19 protein-coding genes and 1 tRNA gene are annotated in these 21393 nt (G+C 71.4%); 10 read left to right on the forward strand and 10 right to left on the reverse strand.

Going from position 1 to position 21393, the window contains the following annotated elements:
• Positions 1-14: 14 nt before the first annotated feature.
• From MWM45_RS10695 to MWM45_RS10720, 6 genes are read right to left on the reverse strand one after another with little or no spacing between them, the layout of a single operon-like run.
• Positions 15-1382 carry a PfkB family carbohydrate kinase gene (locus tag MWM45_RS10695; RefSeq protein WP_247826427.1) on the reverse strand — a complete coding sequence of 456 codons (1368 nt, stop codon included), beginning with the start codon at positions 1380-1382 and terminating at the stop codon, positions 15-17.
• The gene (locus tag MWM45_RS10700) at positions 1379-2002 is read right to left on the reverse strand and encodes a D-sedoheptulose-7-phosphate isomerase (RefSeq protein WP_247829207.1); all 624 of its coding nucleotides are present in this window, start codon (positions 2000-2002) and stop codon (positions 1379-1381) included. The genes MWM45_RS10695 and MWM45_RS10700 overlap by 4 nt, the downstream gene beginning before the upstream one ends.
• 41 nt (positions 2003-2043) lie before the next feature.
• The gene (locus tag MWM45_RS10705) at positions 2044-3336 is read right to left on the reverse strand and encodes a glycosyltransferase (protein WP_247826428.1); all 1293 of its coding nucleotides are present in this window, start codon (positions 3334-3336) and stop codon (positions 2044-2046) included.
• Positions 3333-4334 carry a glycosyltransferase gene (locus tag MWM45_RS10710; protein ID WP_247826429.1) on the reverse strand — a complete coding sequence of 334 codons (1002 nt, stop codon included), beginning with the start codon at positions 4332-4334 and terminating at the stop codon, positions 3333-3335. The genes MWM45_RS10705 and MWM45_RS10710 overlap by 4 nt, the downstream gene beginning before the upstream one ends.
• The gene (locus MWM45_RS10715; RefSeq protein WP_247826430.1) at positions 4331-5434 is read right to left on the reverse strand and encodes a glycosyltransferase family 9 protein; all 1104 of its coding nucleotides are present in this window, start codon (positions 5432-5434) and stop codon (positions 4331-4333) included. The genes MWM45_RS10710 and MWM45_RS10715 overlap by 4 nt, the downstream gene beginning before the upstream one ends.
• A complete protein-coding gene (locus MWM45_RS10720) occupies positions 5431-5979 on the reverse strand; it encodes a D-glycero-alpha-D-manno-heptose-1,7-bisphosphate 7-phosphatase (RefSeq protein WP_247826431.1) in 549 nt (182 codons plus the stop codon). The genes MWM45_RS10715 and MWM45_RS10720 overlap by 4 nt, the downstream gene beginning before the upstream one ends.
• A 116-nt stretch (positions 5980-6095) precedes the next feature.
• Here MWM45_RS10720 and MWM45_RS10725 point away from each other — a divergent pair, with 116 nt between their 5' ends.
• Positions 6096-7124 carry a glycosyltransferase family 9 protein gene (locus MWM45_RS10725; protein WP_247826432.1) on the forward strand — a complete coding sequence of 343 codons (1029 nt, stop codon included), beginning with the start codon at positions 6096-6098 and terminating at the stop codon, positions 7122-7124.
• Here the strand turns inward: MWM45_RS10725 and MWM45_RS10730 are convergent.
• Positions 7121-7945: a sigma-70 family RNA polymerase sigma factor gene (locus MWM45_RS10730; RefSeq protein WP_247826433.1), complete on the reverse strand. Its 825-nt coding sequence runs from the start codon at positions 7943-7945 to the stop codon at positions 7121-7123. The genes MWM45_RS10725 and MWM45_RS10730 overlap by 4 nt on opposite strands.
• Before the next feature lie 253 nt (positions 7946-8198).
• Here MWM45_RS10730 and MWM45_RS10735 point away from each other — a divergent pair, with 253 nt between their 5' ends.
• Complete coding sequence (locus MWM45_RS10735; RefSeq protein WP_247826434.1) at positions 8199-8615, forward strand: VOC family protein; 417 nt, start codon at positions 8199-8201, stop codon at positions 8613-8615.
• 116 nt (positions 8616-8731) lie between these two features.
• Here MWM45_RS10735 and MWM45_RS10740 read toward each other — a convergent pair whose 3' ends face one another.
• The 3 genes from MWM45_RS10740 to MWM45_RS10750 form a co-directional block, all read right to left on the reverse strand.
• Complete coding sequence (locus tag MWM45_RS10740) at positions 8732-9475, reverse strand: hypothetical protein (RefSeq protein WP_247826435.1); 744 nt, start codon at positions 9473-9475, stop codon at positions 8732-8734.
• A gap of 36 nt (positions 9476-9511) precedes the next feature.
• Positions 9512-10306 carry a hypothetical protein gene (locus MWM45_RS10745; RefSeq protein WP_247826436.1) on the reverse strand — a complete coding sequence of 265 codons (795 nt, stop codon included), beginning with the start codon at positions 10304-10306 and terminating at the stop codon, positions 9512-9514.
• Between the two features lie 426 nt (positions 10307-10732).
• On the reverse strand, positions 10733-11236 hold the full coding sequence (locus tag MWM45_RS10750; RefSeq protein ID WP_247826437.1) for a MarR family winged helix-turn-helix transcriptional regulator: 504 nt from the start codon (positions 11234-11236) through the stop codon (positions 10733-10735).
• Positions 11237-11404: 168 nt separating this feature from the next.
• Here MWM45_RS10750 and bcp point away from each other — a divergent pair, with 168 nt between their 5' ends.
• The 8 genes from bcp (at position 11405) to MWM45_RS10790 (ending at position 21383) form a co-directional block, all read left to right on the forward strand.
• A complete protein-coding gene (bcp, locus tag MWM45_RS10755; protein WP_247826438.1) occupies positions 11405-11878 on the forward strand; it encodes a thioredoxin-dependent thiol peroxidase in 474 nt (157 codons plus the stop codon).
• A gap of 84 nt (positions 11879-11962) precedes the next feature.
• Positions 11963-12047: transfer RNA gene (locus tag MWM45_RS10760), tRNA-Leu, on the forward strand.
• 262 nt (positions 12048-12309) lie between these two features.
• Positions 12310-13011, forward strand: a complete 702-nt coding sequence (locus tag MWM45_RS10765; protein ID WP_247826439.1) for a fasciclin domain-containing protein — start codon at positions 12310-12312, stop codon at positions 13009-13011.
• Positions 13012-13217: 206 nt separating this feature from the next.
• On the forward strand, positions 13218-14948 hold the full coding sequence (locus MWM45_RS10770) for an ABC transporter substrate-binding protein (protein ID WP_247826440.1): 1731 nt from the start codon (positions 13218-13220) through the stop codon (positions 14946-14948).
• Positions 14949-15068: 120 nt separating this feature from the next.
• Entirely contained in the window at positions 15069-16553 is a 1485-nt protein-coding gene (locus MWM45_RS10775; RefSeq protein ID WP_269076590.1) for a malate:quinone oxidoreductase, read from the forward strand.
• 52 nt (positions 16554-16605) lie between these two features.
• On the forward strand, positions 16606-19788 hold the full coding sequence (locus MWM45_RS10780) for an efflux RND transporter permease subunit (RefSeq protein WP_247826441.1): 3183 nt from the start codon (positions 16606-16608) through the stop codon (positions 19786-19788).
• An 86-nt stretch (positions 19789-19874) separates the two neighbouring features.
• Entirely contained in the window at positions 19875-20408 is a 534-nt protein-coding gene (locus MWM45_RS10785) for a MarR family winged helix-turn-helix transcriptional regulator (RefSeq protein ID WP_247826442.1), read from the forward strand.
• Positions 20409-20459: 51 nt separating this feature from the next.
• Complete coding sequence (locus tag MWM45_RS10790) at positions 20460-21383, forward strand: oxidoreductase (RefSeq protein ID WP_247826443.1); 924 nt, start codon at positions 20460-20462, stop codon at positions 21381-21383.
• Positions 21384-21393: the final 10 nt, after the last annotated feature.

Raw genomic sequence — 21393 nt, forward strand, 5'->3', positions numbered from 1 at the left:
GAGATCTCTGGAGGTCAGCCGACGCGGGCGAGCGCGGCTGCCAGTTTCGTGGTGGAGCGTGCGGGGATGTAGGGGACGGTGACGGTCCTGCCGCCCCAGCTGCTCACCAGCGCGGCTTCGGGGAGGTCCTCGGCGGCGTAGTCTCCACCCTTCACCCAGATGTCGGGCTGCAGGCGGGAGATGGCGTTCTCCGGCGTGGACTCGGAGAACACCACGACGGCGTCCACGCACCCGAGGGCCAGGAGCAGCTCCGCGCGATCCTCCTGCTTGATGATGGGCCGACTCTCCCCCTTGAGCCCGCGCACCGACGCGTCCGAGTTGAGGCAGACGATCAGGCAGTCGCCCAGCCGGCGTGCCGCGGCGAGGGTCCGCGCGTGCCCGGCATGCAGGAGGTCGAAGCATCCGCCGGTCGCCACGACGGTCCCGCCTGCCTCACGCGTCCGCCGTGCGAGGGCGAGGGCGTCGAGCCCGTCGACGGGCAGCTGCTGCGGTGCGTCCTCGCACTGCCGGCCCATCGTGCCCACGCCCCCGGAGGCCAGGAAGTGCGCCGCGGCCTCGACGGCCTGCTGGGCGGCCGCGTCGATCGGGGCTCCCTCGGCGAGTCCGACGGCGAGGGCCGAGGCGAAGCGGTCCCCTGCTCCGCAGGGATCGGGGGCGCTGATCCGGGGTGCGGGCACCACCTGCGGCAGGAGGCCGGTCGCGGCGACGAGGGCTCCGTGGTCGCCCATGGTGACGAGCACGGCCCTGCTCCCCCAGGCGGAGAGCAGGACGTCGGCGGCGGCCGCCGCGGCCCGCGTCCCGGAGCCCTGGACGTCGGCGAAACGCAGGGCTTCCCCGAGGTTCGGCGTCACGGCGGCCACGCCGGGAACGGGCCGGGCGCCGGAGGGGTGGGGATCCCAGACCACCGGGATGGTTTCGGCGAGCGACTGGAGGCGGGCCCGCAGGTCACCATTGGCGAGCAGGTTGCGGCCGTAGTCCGCCGCAATGATCGCGTCGGCGCCGTCCAGGGCGGCCAGCATCGCGTCGGTGATACCCGGCACGGGAGGCGTGGCGCAGCCCTCGTCGAACCGGACCACCGCCTGGCCTGACGCCCGGACCCTCGTCTTGACGGGTGTGGGCGCGCCGGAGGGTCCGGCGACGACCGTCACACCCTCGAGTTCCGCCCGCAGCAGTCCCGACGCCTCGTCGTCCGCGAGGACGGTGACCAGGACGGCGTCGTGCCCGTCGGCGAGCAGCATGCGGGCCACGAGGCCCGCTCCCCCGGCGCGCCGCCGGACGTCGTCGACGTCGACGACGGGCACGGGCGCGTCCGGCGACAGCCGTCCGGCCCCGCCGGAGAGGTCGGTGTCGAGCAGGACGTCGCCGACCACCACGATCCTCATCGCTGTTCCTCCCGGCGGCGGCGGTGCACCTCGGCGTCGAAGGCCCGGCAGATCGCGTGGAGGGCGATGAGATGGCCCTCCTGGGCATTGGCGGACTGGGCGTCGACCGCGACGTAGTCGTCGACGCACTCGGTGAGCGGGTTGGGTCCGGCGCCGGTGAGCGCCCAGGTGGTGATGCCGGCCGAGCGGGCGGCCTCCACGGCACGCAGCAGATTGGGGCTCCTGCCGCTCGTGCTCAGGAGCACCAGGATGTCCCCCGACCGGCCGTGGGCGCTCACCTGACGGGCGTACAGGTGCTCGAACCCGTAGTCGTTGGCGATCGCCGTGACCGCGGAGCTCTCCGCGTGGAGGGAGATCGCCGAGAACGGTTCGCGCTCGCCGTCGAACCGGCCCACGAGCTCGGCCGTGAGGTGCTGGGCCTCGGCGGCGGAACCGCCGTTCCCGGCCGCGAGCAGCCGCCGGCCGGCCAGCAGGCGGTCCGCCATCTCCACGCCCCAGCCGGCCAGGGTGCCGGCGTTGAGGGCGAGGGATTCGAGGGCCGGCGTGACCGCCCGGAGGTGGTCCAGGACGAGTCGGCGCGAGTCCTCCTGCACGGTGGTCGGGGCGGTGTCCGCTATCAGGTCCGAGCGGATGTCGGACGGGATGTCCGTGAGATGCGTGGTCACAGTGCCCTGCCTCCTGTGCTTTCGAGTCGACGCGCGGCACTGCGCCGCGCGGTGGCCGGTTCTGCCGGTGCTGCGGCGGCGAGGGCCGCCTGGTAGGCCTTCTCCGTGTCGGCCGCGATGCGGCTCCACGAGTAGCGGGCCTTCACACGGCGGTAGCCGTTGTCACCGAGCGCGCGGGCCCAGCCGGGCTCGCCCACGATCCCGGCGACGGCCGCCGCGATGGCCGCCGGATCCTGTGCCGGGACGTGCAGTCCCGTGGTGCCGTCCACCACGGTGTCGACGAGGCCGCCGACGGCCGCGGCGATCACCGGGACGCCGCATGCCATCGCTTCGAGCGGGACGATCCCGAACGGCTCGTACCAGGGCGCGCAGACCACGGCGTCCGCGCTGCGCAGCACCGCGGGCATCTCCGCGCGCGACACCTGGCCGCGCAGGACCACGCGGTCGGCGACACCGAGGTCGACGGCGAGCGCGCGGAGGCGCTGCGCCTCCGGGTCGTCCTCGAGTCCAGTGGAGCTGCCGGCGCCCCCCACGATATGGAGTTCGACGTCGTCGCGGCCCAGGTCGGCGAGCTCGCGCATCGCCCGGATCACGAGGTCCATGCCCTTGCGCGGGACGAGCCGTCCCACGCTCACGATGCGGTGCGCGCGGGCGCGGGCCTCCACGGGCCCGTGCGGCGTGAACAGCTCCACGTCGACGCCGCACGGGGCGATCGACACCCGGTTGCCCGGGATGCCCATGGCCTTGAGCTCGAACACCTCGTCCGAGCACGTCGCGACGATGCGGTCGGCGCTGCGTCCCACCATGGCCTCGAGCATGAGGCGCTCGGACGGGCTGGTGTCCTCGGCCCCCTGGTGGCGGCGCTTGACCGTGCCGAGGGCGTGGAAGGTCTGGATGACCGGCACGGGCCGGCCCGCGGCGCGTGACCGTCCGGCGGCGTCGAGGGCGGCGAGCCCGGACATCCAGAAGTGCCCGTGCACGATGTCCGGCGGCTCCTGCCCCCAGTCATCCACGATGCCCGCCGCCAGTTCACCCATGTAGGGCAGCAGCAGGTCCTTCGGGACGTTCCGGACGGGGCCCGCGGTGATGTGGACGACCTCCAGGCGCGGGTCGGTGCGCACCCGGTCCGGAAGGGCCGGGTCGTCGCGGCGCGTGTAGACCGTCACATCGTGTCCGCGGCGGGCCAGCGCGAGGGACAGCTCGGCGACGTGGACGTTCTGCCCTCCGGCGTCGACACCCCCCAGTGCGGCCAGCGGACTCGCGTGCTCCGACACCATCGTGATCCTCACTGGGCTTTCCTCTCTGTGACCGCCAGGACGCGGTGCCGTGTCGGTTCCTGCTCCAGGACGTCGTCCCAGTCGGCCAGGAACCTGGCCAGCCCGTACCGTGCGAGGGCCGCCTCCCGTGCTGCCTGCCCCCTGGTCCGGGCCTCGTCGGGGTCGGCGATGAGCCGTGCCGCCATGCGGACGAGGTCGTCGACGCTCGTGGAGATCGCTCCCGCCTCCGGGGGCACGGCGCGGGCCGCCTCCGTGGTGGCCAGGGCGAGCACCGGGAGCCCCACGTGCATCGCTTCGAGGAGCGAGAGCCCGAGGGACGTCCAGCGCAGCGGGTGGACATAGGCCCGGGACAGCCCGAGCCGTGCGTGCAGCTGCGCCATGGGCAGGTCGCCACCGATGCGCAGCTCGGCGGGGGCGAGGTCCAGGGCGTCGGCGAGCCCGTCCGTCCCCATCCCGAACACCTCCAGCGGCGCGACGCCCGCAAAGCGCGGCAGCAGGTCGGTGCCGGTGATGCGGCCACGGCGCACGGGCTCGTTGATGACGGCGGCGAGCTGCTCGAGCTCGCCCGTGTAGAGGTAGCCCGGGTCCACGATGCCGTGCTCGATCACCGTGGTGCGCGCGCCGCCGTTGTCCCAGAAGAGGGCGTTGAAGTGGGTGACGTGGACGATCGGGATGTCCGTCCGGCCCGCCAGCGGGTGCACCGTGCCGACGATGTCCCGGCGGGGCGTGTTGTGCTCGAGGAAGACGGCGGGGAGGTCCCGGCCCGGGGTGCGCCGCAGGAGCCGCTCGCACTCCGCGATCTCCTCGACCCGCTGCAGGACGACGATGTCGATGCCGGCGTCGGCGAGGTCATGCGGCGCCACCTCGACGACGGAGGCCGGCCAGTCGCGGCCGGCGCGGCCGAGGCCCCAGGGCCCGCCCTCGGGCGTGGTCGGCAGCACATAGGTGTGCTCCCCCCGCACGAAGGCGTCGGTCCACCCTCCGTGCACGTGCCATAACAGGATCCTCATCGGTGCCCCCTCGTTGGTCGGCGGCCCTCGGTGCGGCCGATGCTGCGGCGTGAGCCGAGTGACGATATCCCGGAGCTGAGCCGGAGGACGGCGTCCATGACGTCCTCCGGGGAGACACCGGACAGGCAGGGATGCCCCTGCACGGGGCAGACGCGGGCCCTGCTGAGCGCGCAGGCGGCATCCTGGTCGCCGAGCAGTTCCACGGGCACCCGGTAGGGCGCCCAGCGGACCGCCGGGACCACGGGCGAGAACAGGCAGACCACCGGGGTGCCGACGGCGGCCGCCAGATGCGCCGGGCCGGTGTTGCCGGTGATGACGACGGATGCCCCGGCGATGACGGACCCCAGCGTGGCGAGCTCGGTCCTGCCTCCGAGGTCCAGGGCCTCGGGGCCGGCGACGGTGGCTGTCAGCTCGGTCTCGTCCGGCCCGCCGGTGACGACCACGCGGAAGCCTGCGGCGGTCAGGAGCTCGACGGCGGCCGCGTGGTGCAGCGGCGGCCAGGCGCGGGCGGGCACGGAGGCACCGGGGTGGACGACGACGTAGGGCCCGTCGCCGACGACGGCCGCGGCGTCGGTGAGGCCCGTGACCTGCAGGCGGCCGTCGTCGCCCGGGGGCAGGGCGTAGCCCGCCGCCTCGGCGATACCGAGCGCCCGTTCCGCTTCCGGCTGGTCCTCCGGGAAGTCCTCGCCCGGTTTGAGCCGCACGTCGAGGAGCGAGCCGGCGTAGTCGACGGACGCGCCCGCGATCCGCCGGACGCCGGCGAGCCGGAGCAGCAGCGCGAGCGGCAGCGGGGACTGGTGGAACGAGGTCAGGAGCACGGCCTCGTCCACGGCGAGCGCCACCACGGCGTCGTGGAGTTCGCCCACCAGCTCCGGCGTCGGCTCGGGGGCCGGGTCCACGATCCAGGGCGCGGGCCAGGTGACGACGTCGACGACGCCCGGCAGCAGGCGGGCCGCTGCGGCGCCCTGCGGCCCGCACAGCATGACGACGTCGTTCGGGGAGTCCCCGTGGTCTCCCGCGGCGACGGCCCGGACGGCGGGCCCGGCGAGGAGGACGTCGCCGGCGCTGTCGAGGCGGGCGACGAGGACCCGGCGCCTCACGGCGTCACCGTCCACAGCGTGTCGACGGCCTCGGCGAGGGTCCGGGCGACGGCGGGAGCCGCGCGGATCTCGTCCTCGAGGGTGACGCTCGTGGGGACGAGGACGGCCTGCGCACCCGCGGCGGCCGCGGCTCCCATGTCCGCGCCGATGTCCCCGATCACGGCGACGTCCGCGGCATCGAGGCCCAGGCGGGCGCTGGCCGCGAGGACCATCCCCGGGGCGGGCTTCCGGCATCCGCAGCCGTCACCGGACCCGTGGGGGCAGAGCTCCCAGACGTCGAACGGTCCGAGCAGTTCCTCGACGCGGGCGTTGACGGCGTCCACCTGGTCGCGGGTGATGAGTCCCCTGGCGATCCCCGACTGGTTGGTCACCACGCCCACCGGGATACCCCGGGAGCGCAGGCCGTCGAGCACCTCGCGCGCCCCGGGCATGGGCTGCACGAGCGCGGGATCACCGTTGTAGGGGACGTCCACGACGATCGTCCCGTCGCGGTCGAACAGGACGGCCCGGGGAGCTGTCCGCGTGGGTCCGGCCGAAGTATGCATACAGGCTTAGTTCCCGGGCAGGAGCACTGCTAAACACTTTCCGCCGAACTTCTTCCCGGCGGTGCCCGCGCACGCCCCGGCCGGTACGGCACCGATCCTCTGGCAGGATCGGACCCATGACTTCCGAGGGCCCCGGCACCACAGGCACGTCCGCACGACCGTCCGGGCACCGTCCGGGGTCCGGATCCCGGCCGGTGCCCGCCTCGACCCCCGCACCGGACGGGCGTCCCGAGATCCTTGCGCTGCGCGCCCTGAAGCTCGGCGATCTCCTCGTGGCGGTGCCCGCCCTCAAGGGACTGCGGCGTGCGTTCCCGGAGCACCGCATCCTGTACGCCGCCCAGGAGTGGCTGCGTCCCATCATCCCGCTCACCGACGCCGTCGACGACCTGCTGCCCACGCACGGCCTCGACGATCCGCTGCCCATCGAGCACGGCAGGATCGACCTCGCCGTGAACCTCCACGGCAGCGGCGGGGAGAGCAGGGGGCGCCTTCAGGAGATCGGTGCACGACGCCGGATGGGGCACCGCTCCCCCGGCTGGGACGGACCCGAGTGGCGCGACGGCATCCTCGAGCGCGAGCGGTGGGCGTCGCTCGTGAGCTGGCACGGAGTCCCCGCCGATCCGCTGGACTGCAGGCTCCGGGTACCCGACGTCGGGAATCCGGCGCCGGGCGCCGTCGTCGTGCATGTCGGGGCCGCCTACGGGAGCCGGCTCTGGCCCGTCGAACGGTTCGCCGAGGTGGCGCGCACCCTGGCCGCCGCCGGTCACTGGGTGGTGTTCACGGGCAGTGGCAAGGAGCGGCCGCGAGCCCTCGCGGTGGCCGACGCCGCCGGCCTGCCGGAGGCGTCGGTCGCCGCCGGGGACCTGCCCCTCGACGTCTTCGCGGGCCTGGTGGCCGGCGCGTCCCTCGTGATCTCCGCGGATACGGGGGCCGCCCACCTCGCCTCCGCCTACGCGCGGCCGTCCGTGGTGCTGTTCGGACCCGCGCCTCCCTCGGAGTGGGGACCGCCGCCCGGACCCCACACCGTCCTGACGGACGAGTCGGTGCGGGTGGGCGAGACGTTCTCCGCCACGCCCGATCCGGCCCTGCTGGCCGTCACGGTCGACCAGGTGCTGGCCGCAGCGGCAGGCCACGGGATCTCCTAGGCGGTACCGGACCGCGCAGTCTGCCGTTCCCCGGCGGCGGGTGCGCCGAGGAGCCTCTTCTGCAGTTTCACGAGGATGCGCGCCAGCGCCCTCGAGACCTGCATCTGGGACATGCCGAGCTCGTCCCCGATGCCCTGCTGGGTCTGCTCCATGAAGTACCGGCGGTAGAGGAGCTCCTTCTCGCTGCCGCACAGTTCGTTGACCGCACCGCGCAGGGAGATCATGTCGTCGCTGCGCTCCGTGCCGTTCGAATCGCCCGCCAGGGTGTCGGCCCAGGTGCGCCCCTCGACGGGCGCGTCGAGCGACACCGGCCTGAGGCTCGTGGAACACGCCTGTGCTTCGAGGACCTTGCCCTCCGGCCGGCCGAGCTCGAGGCCAAGCTCGCGGGCGGTGGCCTCGCGGCCGAGCCGCTGGGCCAGGGCAGGAGCCGTGCGGGCGATCTCCGTGCGGAGGTCCTGCACCTCCCGCGGAGGCCGGACCACCCAGCAGGAGTCACGCAGGTAGCGCTTGATCTCACCACTGATCGTGGGGACCGCGAACGAGGCGAACGGGATGCCGCGCGTCGGGTCGAAGCGCTGCACGGCCTTGATCAGTCCCAGGTAGGCGACCTGGCGGATGTCCGCTGCCTCAGGGCCGGCGACGGCGAAGGACCGCGCAACCGATTCGGCGACGTCCAGGTGCCGCAGGGCGATGTCGTCCTGCAGGGCGGCCTTCAGCGGACCATCCTGACGGACGCGGCCGGTGTGTCCGTCCACCGCGACATGGGCAGGGCTGCTCGGACGCGCCAGGCCGATCGGCTGGGCTTCGGCGGTGGTCTGCATGCTGTTCTCCGATGGGCGCTCGACACTGACGTGTCCCAACACAACATCAGCACGCTTAGTATGCAAGGGGGCTGGGCCGGAAAGGTCCGAACGGGTGAGGGCCTTCCCTTTTCCACCCTGTGGATGTAGGGCACGCCATCTCCGTGGGCCGGGCCGTCGTTCCCTCAACCCGCTGTGTGCCATTGCAGCGACGGGTTCGTGCTGGCAGTATCACTGCCGTATCCCTGCACGCGAGCGGATCGAGGAGCAGTTCATGAACTGGACACTGGAAGTCGTGGTCGTGCCGGTGGCCGACATCGATCGCGCCAAGGCCTTCTATTCCGACCGGCTGGGCTTCGTGGTCGACCACGACATCACCGTGGGCCCCGGCAACCGGCTGGTCCAGCTCACGCCGCCGGGCTCCGGTTGCTCGATCGTGATCGGCGAGGGCGTCGTGCCGAGCATGCCTCCGGGCTCTCTCCAGGGGCTCCAGCTGGTCGTTCCGGATGTGCTCCAGGCGCACGCGCAGCTCGTCGAGCGCGGCGTCGAGGTCGGCGATATCCAGGTGATGGGCGGTGACCCGGATGCGGTGCGGCAGGGCGGGACGGCGCTCGACAACGTCGGGTTCGTGTTCTTCAGCGACCCGGACGGCAACGGCTGGGCGGTGCAGCAGATCTCCGCCCGGGCCTGACGTCCTGGTCCGGGGGTCGGCGGATGGTCCGATGCCGACGACGACGACGTGCAGCGGTGGAGTTGTGACCGCCCCCTACGGCACGTCCGAGGGGCTGGTACCGGGCACGGTGCGCTTCACCAGCAGGCGCCCGGCGTCAGACGCCGCTCCCGCAGGGCCGGGTCGAGCCGCTCCGCCTGCTCCCGGACCTGCCTGAGGTTCTGATGCCGGCGGTGGTCCAGCCGAGTCGTGTTTTCCAGCCAGCCGCCGGTATCGGGGAAGTCGATGACCTCCTCGGTGGTTGCGAAGTACTCGAGGCGGGCCTCGTCGCCGAGGTGGTCCTCCTCCTTCCACGAGAGCGGCCGCGCGGTGTAGCCCAGCTCGATGCGATGCTTCCGCAGAGCCTCGATCCATGTGTCGACCGCGGGGTCCTCGTGGGAGGCGAAGGGCACGCTGCTGATCCGGCGGCGCCCGTCCTGGTCGAAGAGGACATGCAGGATCGGCGCTGTCTCGGTCGACGTCCCGCCACCGTTCCCGGTCAGGATCACGCGGCGAAGGATCCGGCAGGAGACGATCACCGAGACCACCTCCTGCATCGGGATCATCCGGCGCACCGGGTCCTCGGCGCCCATGGTGTTCCACTCCGTCGTCCCGATCCAGCCCTCGCGCAGGACGAAGCTCGAGCGGTGGCATGCCCGCCAGGCGATCGTCCGGGCCGCGGCCACGGTCCTGACCAGGAGCAGGATTCCGGTCGCGACGAAGATCAGGGTCACCAGGAGCCAGGGATTCCAGAATGTCACCATCGGTGCGACGGGTACCCCGATGGAGGTTGCGCCGATGGCCGCGACGAGGAGCAGGGCAAGGACCAGGGCCCGGTCCATGACGCCCACAGCCGGTGGACGGTCCGGCGTGGCCGCTCAGGTGACCCTGTTGACGTCGTCGGCGTCCCAGGTGAGGTCCGTCGTTTCTCCGACTCTGACTGCTTCGACGGCCGGGTGGGCCATCAACTCGTTGATGAGGCCGTAGGTACCGCCGATGAGCGTCGAGTCGACGTCGATCTCGGAGGCGATCGCCCACGCCTGATCGGACGGCCAGATCAGTTGCGGCATGGGCCCGGGCAGTCGGTCGGTCCACCCCATGCCGGCCGCCAGCGGCCATGCCCGGTCCGTCAGCTCCGGGGCACCGGTGGCCAGCAGGACGTAGCGGCGCCCGGGCAGTTCGAGGAACGGCCCCTGCTTCAGCAGTCTCGACAGGGCGCGGTCCACCGTTGGGCGCTGCGGCTGAACGGAGCGCGTGTCCTCGTCCTCGGCGTCGCCCTCCGGCGCGAACGCCTCGAACCAGACGGTTCCCGAATCGATCGCCCATCCCTCCCACAGGGCGGCGGTGACGTCCTCGGGCGTGCTGGTGTGCCCGCCGGCGATCGTCATGACGTGGGCCAGGAGACCGGGATCGAGGTGACCCAGCGGAGGCGGGGCGGCGCTCCTGCCTCCCGGGAGCGGTATCGGGTCGTATTGGTGGCCTGCCACCCGGATCCACTGGACCTGGGGATGGATGACGGTCCCCGTGTGGGCCGCGATCCGCGCCCAGGTCCATGCTTCCTCGGAGTAGTCCTCCCGGGGATCACCGTGGCCCATGGCGTCGTACCGGGTGACCGTGGAGGGATGCAGGACCCGGGCGTAGGCCTCGAAGCCCGTCGGGACGATACTGCCCACCGATCCCGGTGGCCCGTTCAGCCGGGACCTGATCCAGGCACCACGCTCTACGTCCCCCGTCCACCGCATGAGCGGATACTCCCACATCCCGCGGCGTTGTCCCGGCACCTGTGTCCGCGCGGCGGTGCCGCGTCAGCCGAGACGGCGCACCTCCCTCCACCCGGGGTCGGCATCGGGTGACCCCGCCGGCTCCGCGGAGGGGCCGCTCCGAACCACCGATCAGTGATGCGCCGCACAGCGGCGTCGCCTTCGGAGCCGACGGCAGCGTCCTGTGCGCGCCTCGCATGGATCGACCCGAGAGCCGCATGAGGGTCGCCCCATGGTCATCCGGCGGACAGATACTTCGTCCCCCGCGTCCGCCCACGCAGGAAGCCCCCTGCCTTCCTGGCAAGGGGCTTCCGTCAGAACGGTGGTGCCTGCGGCGGGTCAGCTGGGCACGGTGGCGGCCGGCCCGGCGGCGTCGGAACCGTCGGCGCCGCCGCGCGATCCCGCGCCCGCAGGCGTCGAGCTCCAGCGCGGCGCTCCGAGTTCCCGGATGACGGTCTGCAGGTGGTTCCTCAGCTCCTCGGAGACCAGCCCCCCTCCGGGCACCAGGGTGCGCTCGATGTCCTCGGAGGCCTCCAGGACCCGGCGCCCCGCGGGCGAGATCGACACCATGTGGGAGCGTCGGTCCAGGTCGTTCCGTACGCGCGTCACGTGGCCCCGGGACTCGAGCCGGGAGAGCGTCTTGCCCATGGTCTGGGCCTGCACGCGCACGATCTGGGCGAGGCTGGCCTGCGTCATCGCGCCCTGGTCCGCAAGGACGCCGAGGGCGATCACGCCGGCGTGGGTCACCCCGATGTCGACCAGGCGCTCATTCCATGCGTGCTCGACCAGACGCGCCGCTGTCGTCAGCAGTCGACCGGTGGGCCATTGCTCCAGATCGGGCATAGAACCGTGCACTTCCTCTCGCTTGCGAGACCGGCGGCCGCCGTCGGCGTCGGATCTTCCACCTATGATAGCTAGGCCGGCTGCCCGATCTCTCCATGCCGGGCAGCGGGTCCCTGCCCTCCGGCGCGTCCCAGGGCGCCGCCGTCCCATCGATCCTCAGGAGAATGCATGTCGCAACGACTGGTCACGGGCGCCCACGCCCCCGATTTCACGCTCAGGGATGCCACCGGCGAGGACGTGACGCTGTCCTCCTTCAGGGGCAGCAGCGTCATCGTGTATTTCTACCCCGCCGCTGCCACCCCCGGCTGCACCACCGAGGCCTGCGACTTCCGCGACAACCTCTCCTCCCTCGGTGCCGCCGGGTACACGGTGCTGGGAATCTCGCCGGACCCGGCAGGAAAGCTGGCTGCCTTCTCCGAGAAGGAATCGCTCACCTTCCCCCTGCTCTCGGACGAGGACCACGCCGTCGCGGAGGCCTACGGGGCCTGGGGCGAGAAGAAGAACTACGGGAAGACCTACGAGGGCCTGATCCGCTCCACCGTGGTGGTCGACGCGGAGGGCAGGGTGGCGGTGGCCCAGTACAACGTGCGCGCCACCGGTCACGTCGCGAAGTTGCGGCGCGACCTCGGGATCGACCGGTAGGAGGTCCTCGGCAACCGGGGACACCGGCCCATTGGCATTACAGTGAAGGACGAAGGAATGCCCTCCGCGTGAGTGGCATCCCGAGCGCGAGTGGCGGAATTGGCAGACGCGCTGGATTTAGGTTCCAGTGTCTTCGGACGTAGGGGTTCAAGTCCCCTCTTGCGCACCATCAGCACCAGTCGTCGGACCGGTCCCGGGCTGGTCCGTGGAGCCCCACCGGGCCGCCGCCCGGTGGGGCTTTTTCGTGCCCGACGACGCCGCCGCCCGTATCGCCGCAGGTCACGAGCCGGTCACGAAAGCGCCGCTTCCCGAATCCTCACCCATCCACCCCGTCCGCACGCCCGAAGTACCTCCGAGACATCGACACGATGTGTTTCACACGACAGTCACTGATCCAGGCAGATGCCGGATCGTAACTATGGAGGAAATTCATGCAGATCACCAAGCGTAGGAACCTGTCCATCCTGGGTATCGCGGCAGTCTCGATGTTCGGTCTCGCTGCCTGCGGCGGCGGCGACGAGGCAGCAACCGGGTCCGACTCGACCAGCATGGCGGAAGAGACCACCATGGCCAGCGAGTCCCCCTCGATGGAGGCCAGCATGAGCCCCTCCGCCGACGCCATGATGGACCCCGCGGCGAACCTCGTCGGCCCCGGCTGCGAGGGCTACGCCGCCGATGTTCCCGACGGCGCCGGATCGGTGGCCGGTATGGCCCTCGATCCCGTGGCTACCGCCGCAGGCAACAACCCCATCCTGACCCAGCTGACCGCCGCCGTCTCCGGTGGCATCAACCCCGAGGTCGACCTCGTCGACACGCTGAACGGCGACGAGTTCACCGTCTTCGCACCGGTCGACGACGCCTTCGCGGCCCTGCCGGCCGAAACCGTCGAGGGCCTGAAGACCGACACCGAGGGTCTGTCCGGCATCCTGACCTACCACGTGGTGCCGGGCAAGATCCAGCCGTCAGAGCTCGAGGGCACCACGCAGACCACGGTCCAGGGCGGCGACGTCGAGATCACCGGATCGGGCGACGAGCTCCAGGTCAACGGCGCCAACGTCATCTGCGGCGGCGTCCAGACCGCCAACGCCGTCGTCTACCTGATCGACACCGTCCTCACGCCCCCCGCCGGCTGAGGACACCCCGACCTCCCCGGTTCACTCCTCTAACGTGTCCCGGGGATCACGGACGGACCTCCTCACCGCTGGGTGAGGGGGTCCGTCCGTGTGTCCGGCCCATTGCGGTTTCTGGGCGGCGGGAACAGGCCCATCGCCTACACTGGGGCATTCCAGACACCGGGCCACGACGGACCGGCCCCCCTGCCCTTCGGAGATCGACGCCAGTGAACAACCCTGCCGCGCGCCGCACCAGTCACGGGCGGGCGACCCACGGTGTGACCCGCGTCGCCACGATGGCAGTTGCCCTCGTCTCGGCGGTTTCCCTCGCCTCCTGTACGGTCGGCCAGGTCCCGCCGCCCCAGCCCGCGACGACGACGGCGCCTGCCGCCTCGGAGGCCGCCACCTTCACCTTCGGGACGGCGGCGCACCCCCGCACCCTCGACCCGGCGCTCGCGAACGACACCGAGTCCTACCGCGTGAGCCAGCAGATCCTGCAGGGACTCGTGGGCGTGGATCCGCTGACCTCCGAGCCGACGCCGCTCCTCGCGGAATCGTGGGACGAGAACGACGACGGGCGGTCGTACGAATTCACCCTGCGCGACGACGTCGTCTTCCACGACGGCGAGCCGTTCGACGCCGCCGCCGTGTGCGCCAATTTCGACCGCTGGTACACGCTGCCCGAGAGCGCGCGCGCCGGTACGAGCCGGCTGCCCTTCGAGAACGTGTTCAAGGGGTACTCCGACACACCCGAGGTGAGCCTCTACGAGGGCTGCACGGCGACCTCCGCGCACACGGTGGACCTCCAGCTCACCTCCCGGATCACGGGGCTGGTCCCGGCACTCGCCGCGCCCGCCTTCGCCATGTCCTCGCCCGCCGCCCTCGAGGCCGGCGCCGCGGACGAACTGACCGGGACGCGGGACGGCGCGGGCATCTCCCGCTACGGGCAGGCGCCCGTCGGGACCGGCCCGTTCCGGCTCGTCTCCTGGGAGGAAGGGGACGTGGAGCTCGCGTTCTTCGACGGGTACTGGGGTGAGCGCGGGGAGGTGGACCGCGTGGTGTTCACCACCATCGCCAGTCCCGATTCCCGGGCGCGCGCCCTGGCCTCGGGCAGGATCGACGGCTACGACTTCGTGTCCGTGGACAGCGCCGTCGACCTCGCCCGCAACGGACTGCAGTTCCTGCAGCGCGACCCCTACTCCGTGCTCTACCTGGGCATGAACCAGGGCTTCCCCGGCGTCGACGACCCCCTGTTCCGCGAGGCCGTGGCCCACGCCATCGACAAGAGCGCCCTCATCGACGGCCGCTTCCTGAACGGGACCAAGCCGGCTCGCCAGTTCATCCCCGAGAAGCTCGGCGTGAGCAACGAGTCGGTCACCGCCTACAGCTACGACGTCGACCTCGCCAAGGACCTGCTCGAACGCTCCGGGTACGACGGGCGCGAGCTGCCCTTCTACTATCCGCGCAACGTCTCCAGGGCCTATCTCCCCTCCCCCGAGAAGGCCTACGCCGAACTGAGCCGGCAGCTGACCGAGGCCGGCTTCAACATCAAGCCGGTACCCGTCGAATGGAGCGAGGGCTACGTCGAGACGGTCCAGCAGTCCGGGGACCGGGCCTTCCACCTGCTCGGCTGGAGCGGCAGTTACCAGGACCCCGACAACTTCGTGGGCGCGCTCTTCGGCATGTACTCGGAGGAGTTCGCCTACGAGGACCCGCAGCTGTTCAGCAAGATCAACCGCGCACGGGGACTGCCGGCGGGCGAGGACCGCACCGCGGCCTACGCGGACATCAGCGCGCAGATCTCAGACAGGATCCCGGCCGTCCCGCTCGCCTTCCCGATCTCCGCGCTGGCGATGAGTCCGCGCGTGACCACCTACCCCGTGAGTCCCGTCATGAACGAGGTCTTCAACCGCATCGACCTGGCCGATGTCGAGCCCCGGCCGGCGCCGTCCGGCTGAACGCCGGACGCCGGCTCTCCCGGGGCGGTCCCCGTCCTCCGGACGATTTAAGTTCGGTCACCACCAGACGCTAGTCTTTGTCTGCTAGTGACCTCGCGACTGGAGACTCCGTTGACCACAATCCATCAGGGCACGCCCGCCAAGACCACCGACGTCGTCCTGATCGGTGGCGGGATCATGAGCGCCACCCTCGGCGCGTTCCTCCGGCAACTGCAGCCCGACTGGGACATCTCCCTCTTCGAACGGCTCGACGTCGCAGGCCTCGAGAGCTCCGACCCCTGGAACAACGCCGGCACCGGCCATTCGGCCCTCTGCGAGCTGAACTACTCGCCCGCCGGGAAGGACGGTTCCGTCGACCCGGCGAAGGCCGTCGCGATCAACGAGCAGTTCCAGGTCTCGCGCCAGTTCTGGTCGCACATGGTGTCCGAGGGGCACATCGGCGACCCCCGCACCTTCATCAACCCGGTGCCGCACATGAGCTTCGTGTGGGGTCAGGCCAACGCCGAATACCTGCGCCGGCGCTACGAGGCGCTGAGCCCGCAGCCGCTGTTCAGCACCATGGAGCACAGCGAGGACCACGGCACCATCGCCGGGTGGACCCCCCTGGTGATGCAGGGCCGCAACCCCTCCCAGCCCGTCGCGGCCTCCCGCGTCGAGGGCGGTACCGACGTCGACTTCGGTGCCCTCACGCGCCAGCTCACCACCTACCTCGAGGGAACCGGCGTCGACCTGCACTATGGGTTTGACGTCCTCGACGTCGCACGCGCGACCGACGGCCGCTGGGACGTCAAGGTGAGGAACAAGGCCACCGGCGAGACCAGCACGGTCACCGCGAAGTTCGTCTTCATCGGCGCCGGCGGCGGCGCCCTGCACCTGCTGCAGCGCAGCGGCATCCCCGAGGGCCGCGGCTTCGCGGGCTTCCCGGTCTCCGGCCAGTTCCTGCGCTGCACCGATCCTGACCTCGTGGGCCGGCACAACGCCAAGGTCTACGGCCAGGCGTCGGTGGGTGCCCCGCCGATGTCCGTCCCGCATCTGGACACGCGCTTCGTCCAGGGTGAGCGCTCCCTGCTGTTCGGCCCCTACGCCGGTTTCTCCACCAAGTTCCTCAAGAGCGGTTCCTACCTGGACCTGCCCACGTCGATCCGCCCCTCGAACCTCGTACCGATGCTCGCGGTCGCCAAGGACAACATGTCCCTGACGAAGTACCTCATCACGGAGGTCCTCAAGAACCGGGACGCCAAGAACGACGCCCTCACCGACTTCCTGCCGATGGCCGAGGGCGGCAGCTGGGAACTGATCTCCGCGGGCCAGCGTGTACAGGTCATCAAGAAGGCTCCGGGCAAGGGCGGCGTGCTGCAGTTCGGCACGGAGGTCATCACGTCCTCGGACGGATCCGTCGGAGCGCTCCTCGGAGCCTCTCCGGGAGCGTCCACTGCGGCGCCGATCATGGTGGAACTGCTCAAGCGGTGCTTCCCGGCCAACATGGCCGGCTGGGAGCCGAAGCTGAAGGAGATGCTGCCCGGGTACGGCGTCAAGCTCAACGAGACCGCATCCCTGGCCGCCGAGGTGCAGTCGATGACCGACCGGGTCCTCCGGCTCACATAACGTCCGACGGAGCCAGCCGGCCGGTCGACCCTCAGCATCAAAGGCAGGTTCCGTGTTCCGTCTGGCTCACTTCTCCCTGGGCAACAGGGCGCTGATCGCACTCGTCACCATCCTCGCTTCCGTCTTCGGCGTCATCACCCTCGGCTCCCTGAAGCAGGAACTCATCCCGTCCCTCGAGTTCCCGCAGATCACGGTCATCTCCGCGCTGCCAGGAGCCTCCCCGGAGTACCTCGACCAGCAGGTCAGCGAGCCGCTGGAGGCTGCCCTCAGTGGGGTGGAGGGCCTCGAGTCGTCGTCGTCCACGTCCCGCTCCGGCATCTCGACCGTCAGCCTCGTCTTCGTGTACGGCACGAACCTCGACCGGGCCCGGGCGCAGGTGGACCGGGCGATCTCCACGGTGCGTCCCACCCTCCCGGAGGACGTCGAGCCCCAGGCCCTCGCGGGCAGCATCAGCGACCTGCCGATCGTGTTCATGGCGGTCTCCTCCGACCAGTCGCTCAGCGAACTGAACGGTGACCTGGCCCGGCTGACCGTCCCCCGCCTGCAGAAGATCGACGGCGTCCGGACCGCCGACGTGTCCGGAGGGTCCACCCAGCATGTCGCGATCCTGCCCCGGGACGGAGCCCTCACGGCCGCGGGCCTGACGGTCGGCGACATCAGCAGCACCCTCGAGGACAACGGCGCCCTGTTCCCGGTCGGGAGCCTCGAGGACCGCCCGCGGTCGCTGACCATCCAGGCGGGCAGCCGGATCGGGTCCCTCGAGGACATCGAGGCGCTGCCGGTGCTTCCCTCCTCGGAGGACCCCTCCCCCGGTCCGGTCAGCACGATCGGCGAGCTGGCCGACGTCAGCCTGGCCGACGACGAGACCACGTCCGTCGCGCGCACCAACGGGATCGAGACGCTCGCGCTGACGGTGACGAAGGTGCCCGACGGCGACACCGTGGAGATCTCCCAGCAGATCGTGGCCCTCGTCCCCGAGCTCGAGACCGAACTGGGCAATGCGGCGGACATCACCGTGGTCTTCGACCAGGCCCCGTTCATCGAACGCAGCATCGACGACCTCACCACCGAGGGGTTGCTGGGCCTCGGCTTCGCCGTGCTGATCATCCTCGTCTTCCTGCTCTCGGTCCGCTCGACCCTCGTCACCGCGATCTCCATCCCGCTGTCACTGCTCATCACGTTCATCGGCCTGTACGTGGCGGGGTACTCCCTGAACCTGCTGACCCTCGGCGCCCTGACGATCGCCGTCGGACGCGTGGTGGACGACTCCATCGTCGTCATCGAGAACATCAAGCGGCACCTCGGGTACGGGGAGGAGAAACGGGAGGCCATCCTCACCGCGGTCCGGGAGGTGGCCGGAGCCATCACCGCCTCGACCCTCACCACCGTGGCCGTCTTCGCCCCTATCGGCTTCGTCGGCGGCCTCGCGGGAGAGCTCTTCCGCCCCTTCGCGATCACCACCGGGATCGCCCTGCTGGCGTCCCTCGCCGTGTCCCTGACCATCGTCCCGGTGCTCGCCTACTGGTTCCTGAGGCGCACACCCCCGGCGCCCCACGAGGCCCGCCACGTCGCGGTCCCGGCGGCCTCCGCCGTCCCGTCCGGCTCCCTGGCCGCCGCCACATCCCGGTCGGAGTCCACCTCCCCGACGGAGCCCACCGACCGGCCGTCCCTCCTCCAGCGCGGCTACCTGCCGATCCTCACGGGCACCCAGCGCCACCCCGTGATCACCCTCATCAGCGGCGTGATCGTCCTGGGCGCCACGGCCGCCATGGTCCCGTTCCTGCCGACCAACCTGCTCGGCTCCTCGGGCCAGAACAGCTTCTCGATCACGCAGAGCCTCGCCCCGGGCACCAGCCTGGCGACGACGGCGGAGACGGCGGCACGGACGGAGGAGATCCTCATGGACAACCCGGAGATCCGCGACGTGCAGTTGACGGTCGGCAACGCCGACGGTGCCTTCGCGGCGCAGTTCTCCGGCGGCGCCTCGGTGGCGACGTTCACCGTCATCACCGATCAGGACGCGGATCAGGAGGCCCTGCAGGAGTCCGTGCGCCAGGACCTCGAGGGCCTCGAGGACGCGGGCACCATCTCCCTGTCCAGCCAGCAGGGCGGCTTCGGCACCTCGAGCACCATCGACATCGACATCACCGCGCCCGTCACGGCGGATCTCGAGGCCGCGGACCGCGCCGTGTTCGAGGGGCTGCAGGGGATCGACGGTGCGGGAGAGATCACGAGCAACCTCGCGGCGGCCCAGCCGCAGGTCCAGGTGGACGTCGACCGCACGGCCGCCGTGGAGGCGGGCCTGAGCGAGGGCCAGATCGCGGGCCTCCTCGGGGGCAGCATCAGCCCGGTGCCGGCCGGTTCGGTGCGCTTCGACGCCGACGACTTCCCCGTGCTGATCGGGGAGGGGACCACGATCACGAGCCTCGACCAGCTGAGGGACCTGCAGATCCCCACCGCGACGGGACCGGTCCCCCTGACCGACGTCGCGTCGGTCGAGGAGGTGCAGGTGCCCCTGTCCGTCACGAGTTCCAACGGTGAGCGCACGGCCCGGGTCTCGATCACGCCGTCCGGCGACGATCTCGGGACGCTGACGGGGTCGGTGAACGAGCGCCTCGACGGCATCGACCTGCCGCCGGGAGCCACCGCGACCATCGGCGGTGCCTCCAGCCAGCAGGCGGAATCGTTCGACCAGCTGTTCCTCGCGCTGTGGGCCGCCGTCGCCATCGTGTACGTGATCATGGTGGCGACGTTCAAGAGCCTCGTCCAGCCCCTGATCCTGCTCGTCTCCATCCCGTTCGCGGCCACCGGCGCCATCGCCCTGCTGCTGATCACGGGGACCCCCCTCGGGCTGCCCTCCCTGATCGGCATGCTGATGCTCGTGGGCATCGTGGTCACGAACGCGATCGTGCTGATCGACCTCATCAACCAGTACCGCCTCCCCCACGACGGACGGCCGGGGCTGCCGGTCTCGGACGCGATCCGCGAGGGGGCCCGTCAGCGTCTGCGCCCGATCCTGATGACCGCGCTGGCGACCATCTTCGCCCTCACGCCGTTGGCCCTGGGTCTGACGGGGAAGGGCGGTTTCATCTCGCAGCCCCTCGCCATCGTGGTGATCGGCGGCCTCGTCTCCTCCACCGCGCTGACCCTCGTTCTGGTCCCGGTCCTGTACCGGCTCGTCGAGGGCCGCCGGGAGCAGCGGGCGCTGCGCCGGGAGGCCGCTGCCGCCGCCTGACCGGTGGGCCGTACCGAGGAGGACGGCGTATACTCGATGCATACGTATCTAGTTGCCGGTGCCCCGGCAGGAGGCCCGAAACCGCCATGGCTGACCGCTCGCCCACCGTCGTCGACCCCGCCCCTGAATCTGCCGTGGAACCCGCCGACAGCACGGCGGACGTCGGGGACCCGGAGCCGGCGGCGTCCGTCCGCCAGGCGTCGGAGACCTGGGAGTCGCTCTTCCGGGCGCAGGTGGGCATCATGCAGCGCATCCGACAGGACCCGGCGTTCAAGGACCTCCCCATCCGCGAGTACGACGTCCTGTTCAATCTGAGCCGGTGCCCCAGCGGCTGGACGCGACTCAACGAGCTCAACCACCACCTCCTGATCAGCCAGCCCAGCCTCAGCCGCATGGTGGATCGGCTCGAGGCCCGGAACCTCGTGCGCAGGCGGCCGGCGGCGACCGACCACCGCGGCATCGAGCTCGCGCTGACCGAGGAGGGCAGGGCGCTCCAGCGGCGGATCGGCTCGGGCCACGTGCAGCGCATCCGGGAGGTCCTCGCGCCCGTTTTGGACCCCGGGGAGATGGACCAGCTGAAAGCCCTCACGGACAAGATCAACGCCCGGCTGGGTGCCTGACACCGAACCCCGCGGACCCCGGGGCAGGACGAACGAGCGGTAAGGACCAGGATGGACAACGACTTCACAGCGGACGCGATCGGCGATCTCACGGGCAGGCGCGCGGTCGTCACCGGGGCCAACAGCGGGCTGGGCCTCCAGACCGCCGTCGGGCTGGCGCGGAAGGGTGCGGAGGTGATCCTCGCCTGCCGCAGCGAGGAGCGCGGGCGCGACGCCGAGCAGCGGGTCCGCTCGATCACCGGCAGCGAGCGGGTCGAGCTGCGCCTCCTCGATCTCGCCAGCCAGCAGTCCATCCGCGCGTTCGCTGCCGGCCTCAGCGGTCCCGTGCACCTCCTGGTCAACAACGCCGGGGTGATGGCGACCCCGCGGTCCAGGACGGCCGACGGCTTCGAGCTGCAGTTCGGCACCAACCATCTGGGCCACTTCGCCCTGACGGGCCTGCTGCTGCCGAACCTCCGCGAGGCCGGATCCTCCCGCGTGGTCACGCTCTCGAGCCTCGCCCACAAGCGGGGACGCCTGGACTTCGACGACCTGCAGTCCGAGCGCCGCTACCGCCGGTGGGCCGCCTACGGGCAGAGCAAGATCGCCAACCTCTACTTCATGGTCGAGCTCGATCGGCGCGCCCGCGCCGCCGGGTGGGACCTCACCTCGGTGGCCGCGCACCCGGGCCTGGCCAATACGAACCTGACGGCCGGGATGCGGACACCGGCGGTGCTCGACGTCTTCTCCGGTTTCATCGGGCTGATGAGCCAGTCCGACGCCGCCGGCGCGCTCCCCACCCTCTATGCGGCCACCGCCCCCGATGTCCGGGGCGGGGACTACTACGGGCCGTCAGGCCTCGGCGAGACCCGCGGCGCACCCCGCCTCGTCGCTCCCGTGCCCCGCGTGCTGGACCGCGACGTCGCCGTACGGCTCTGGAACCGCAGCGTCGAGCTCACGGGCGTGGACTTCGGGGCGCTGCAGCCCGTCGGGTGAGCACCCCGGC

Origin of the sequence: Arthrobacter antioxidans, assembly GCF_023100725.1 — a bacterium.
In the GTDB taxonomy this organism is placed as follows: Bacteria; Actinomycetota; Actinomycetes; order Actinomycetales; family Micrococcaceae; genus Arthrobacter_D; species Arthrobacter_D antioxidans.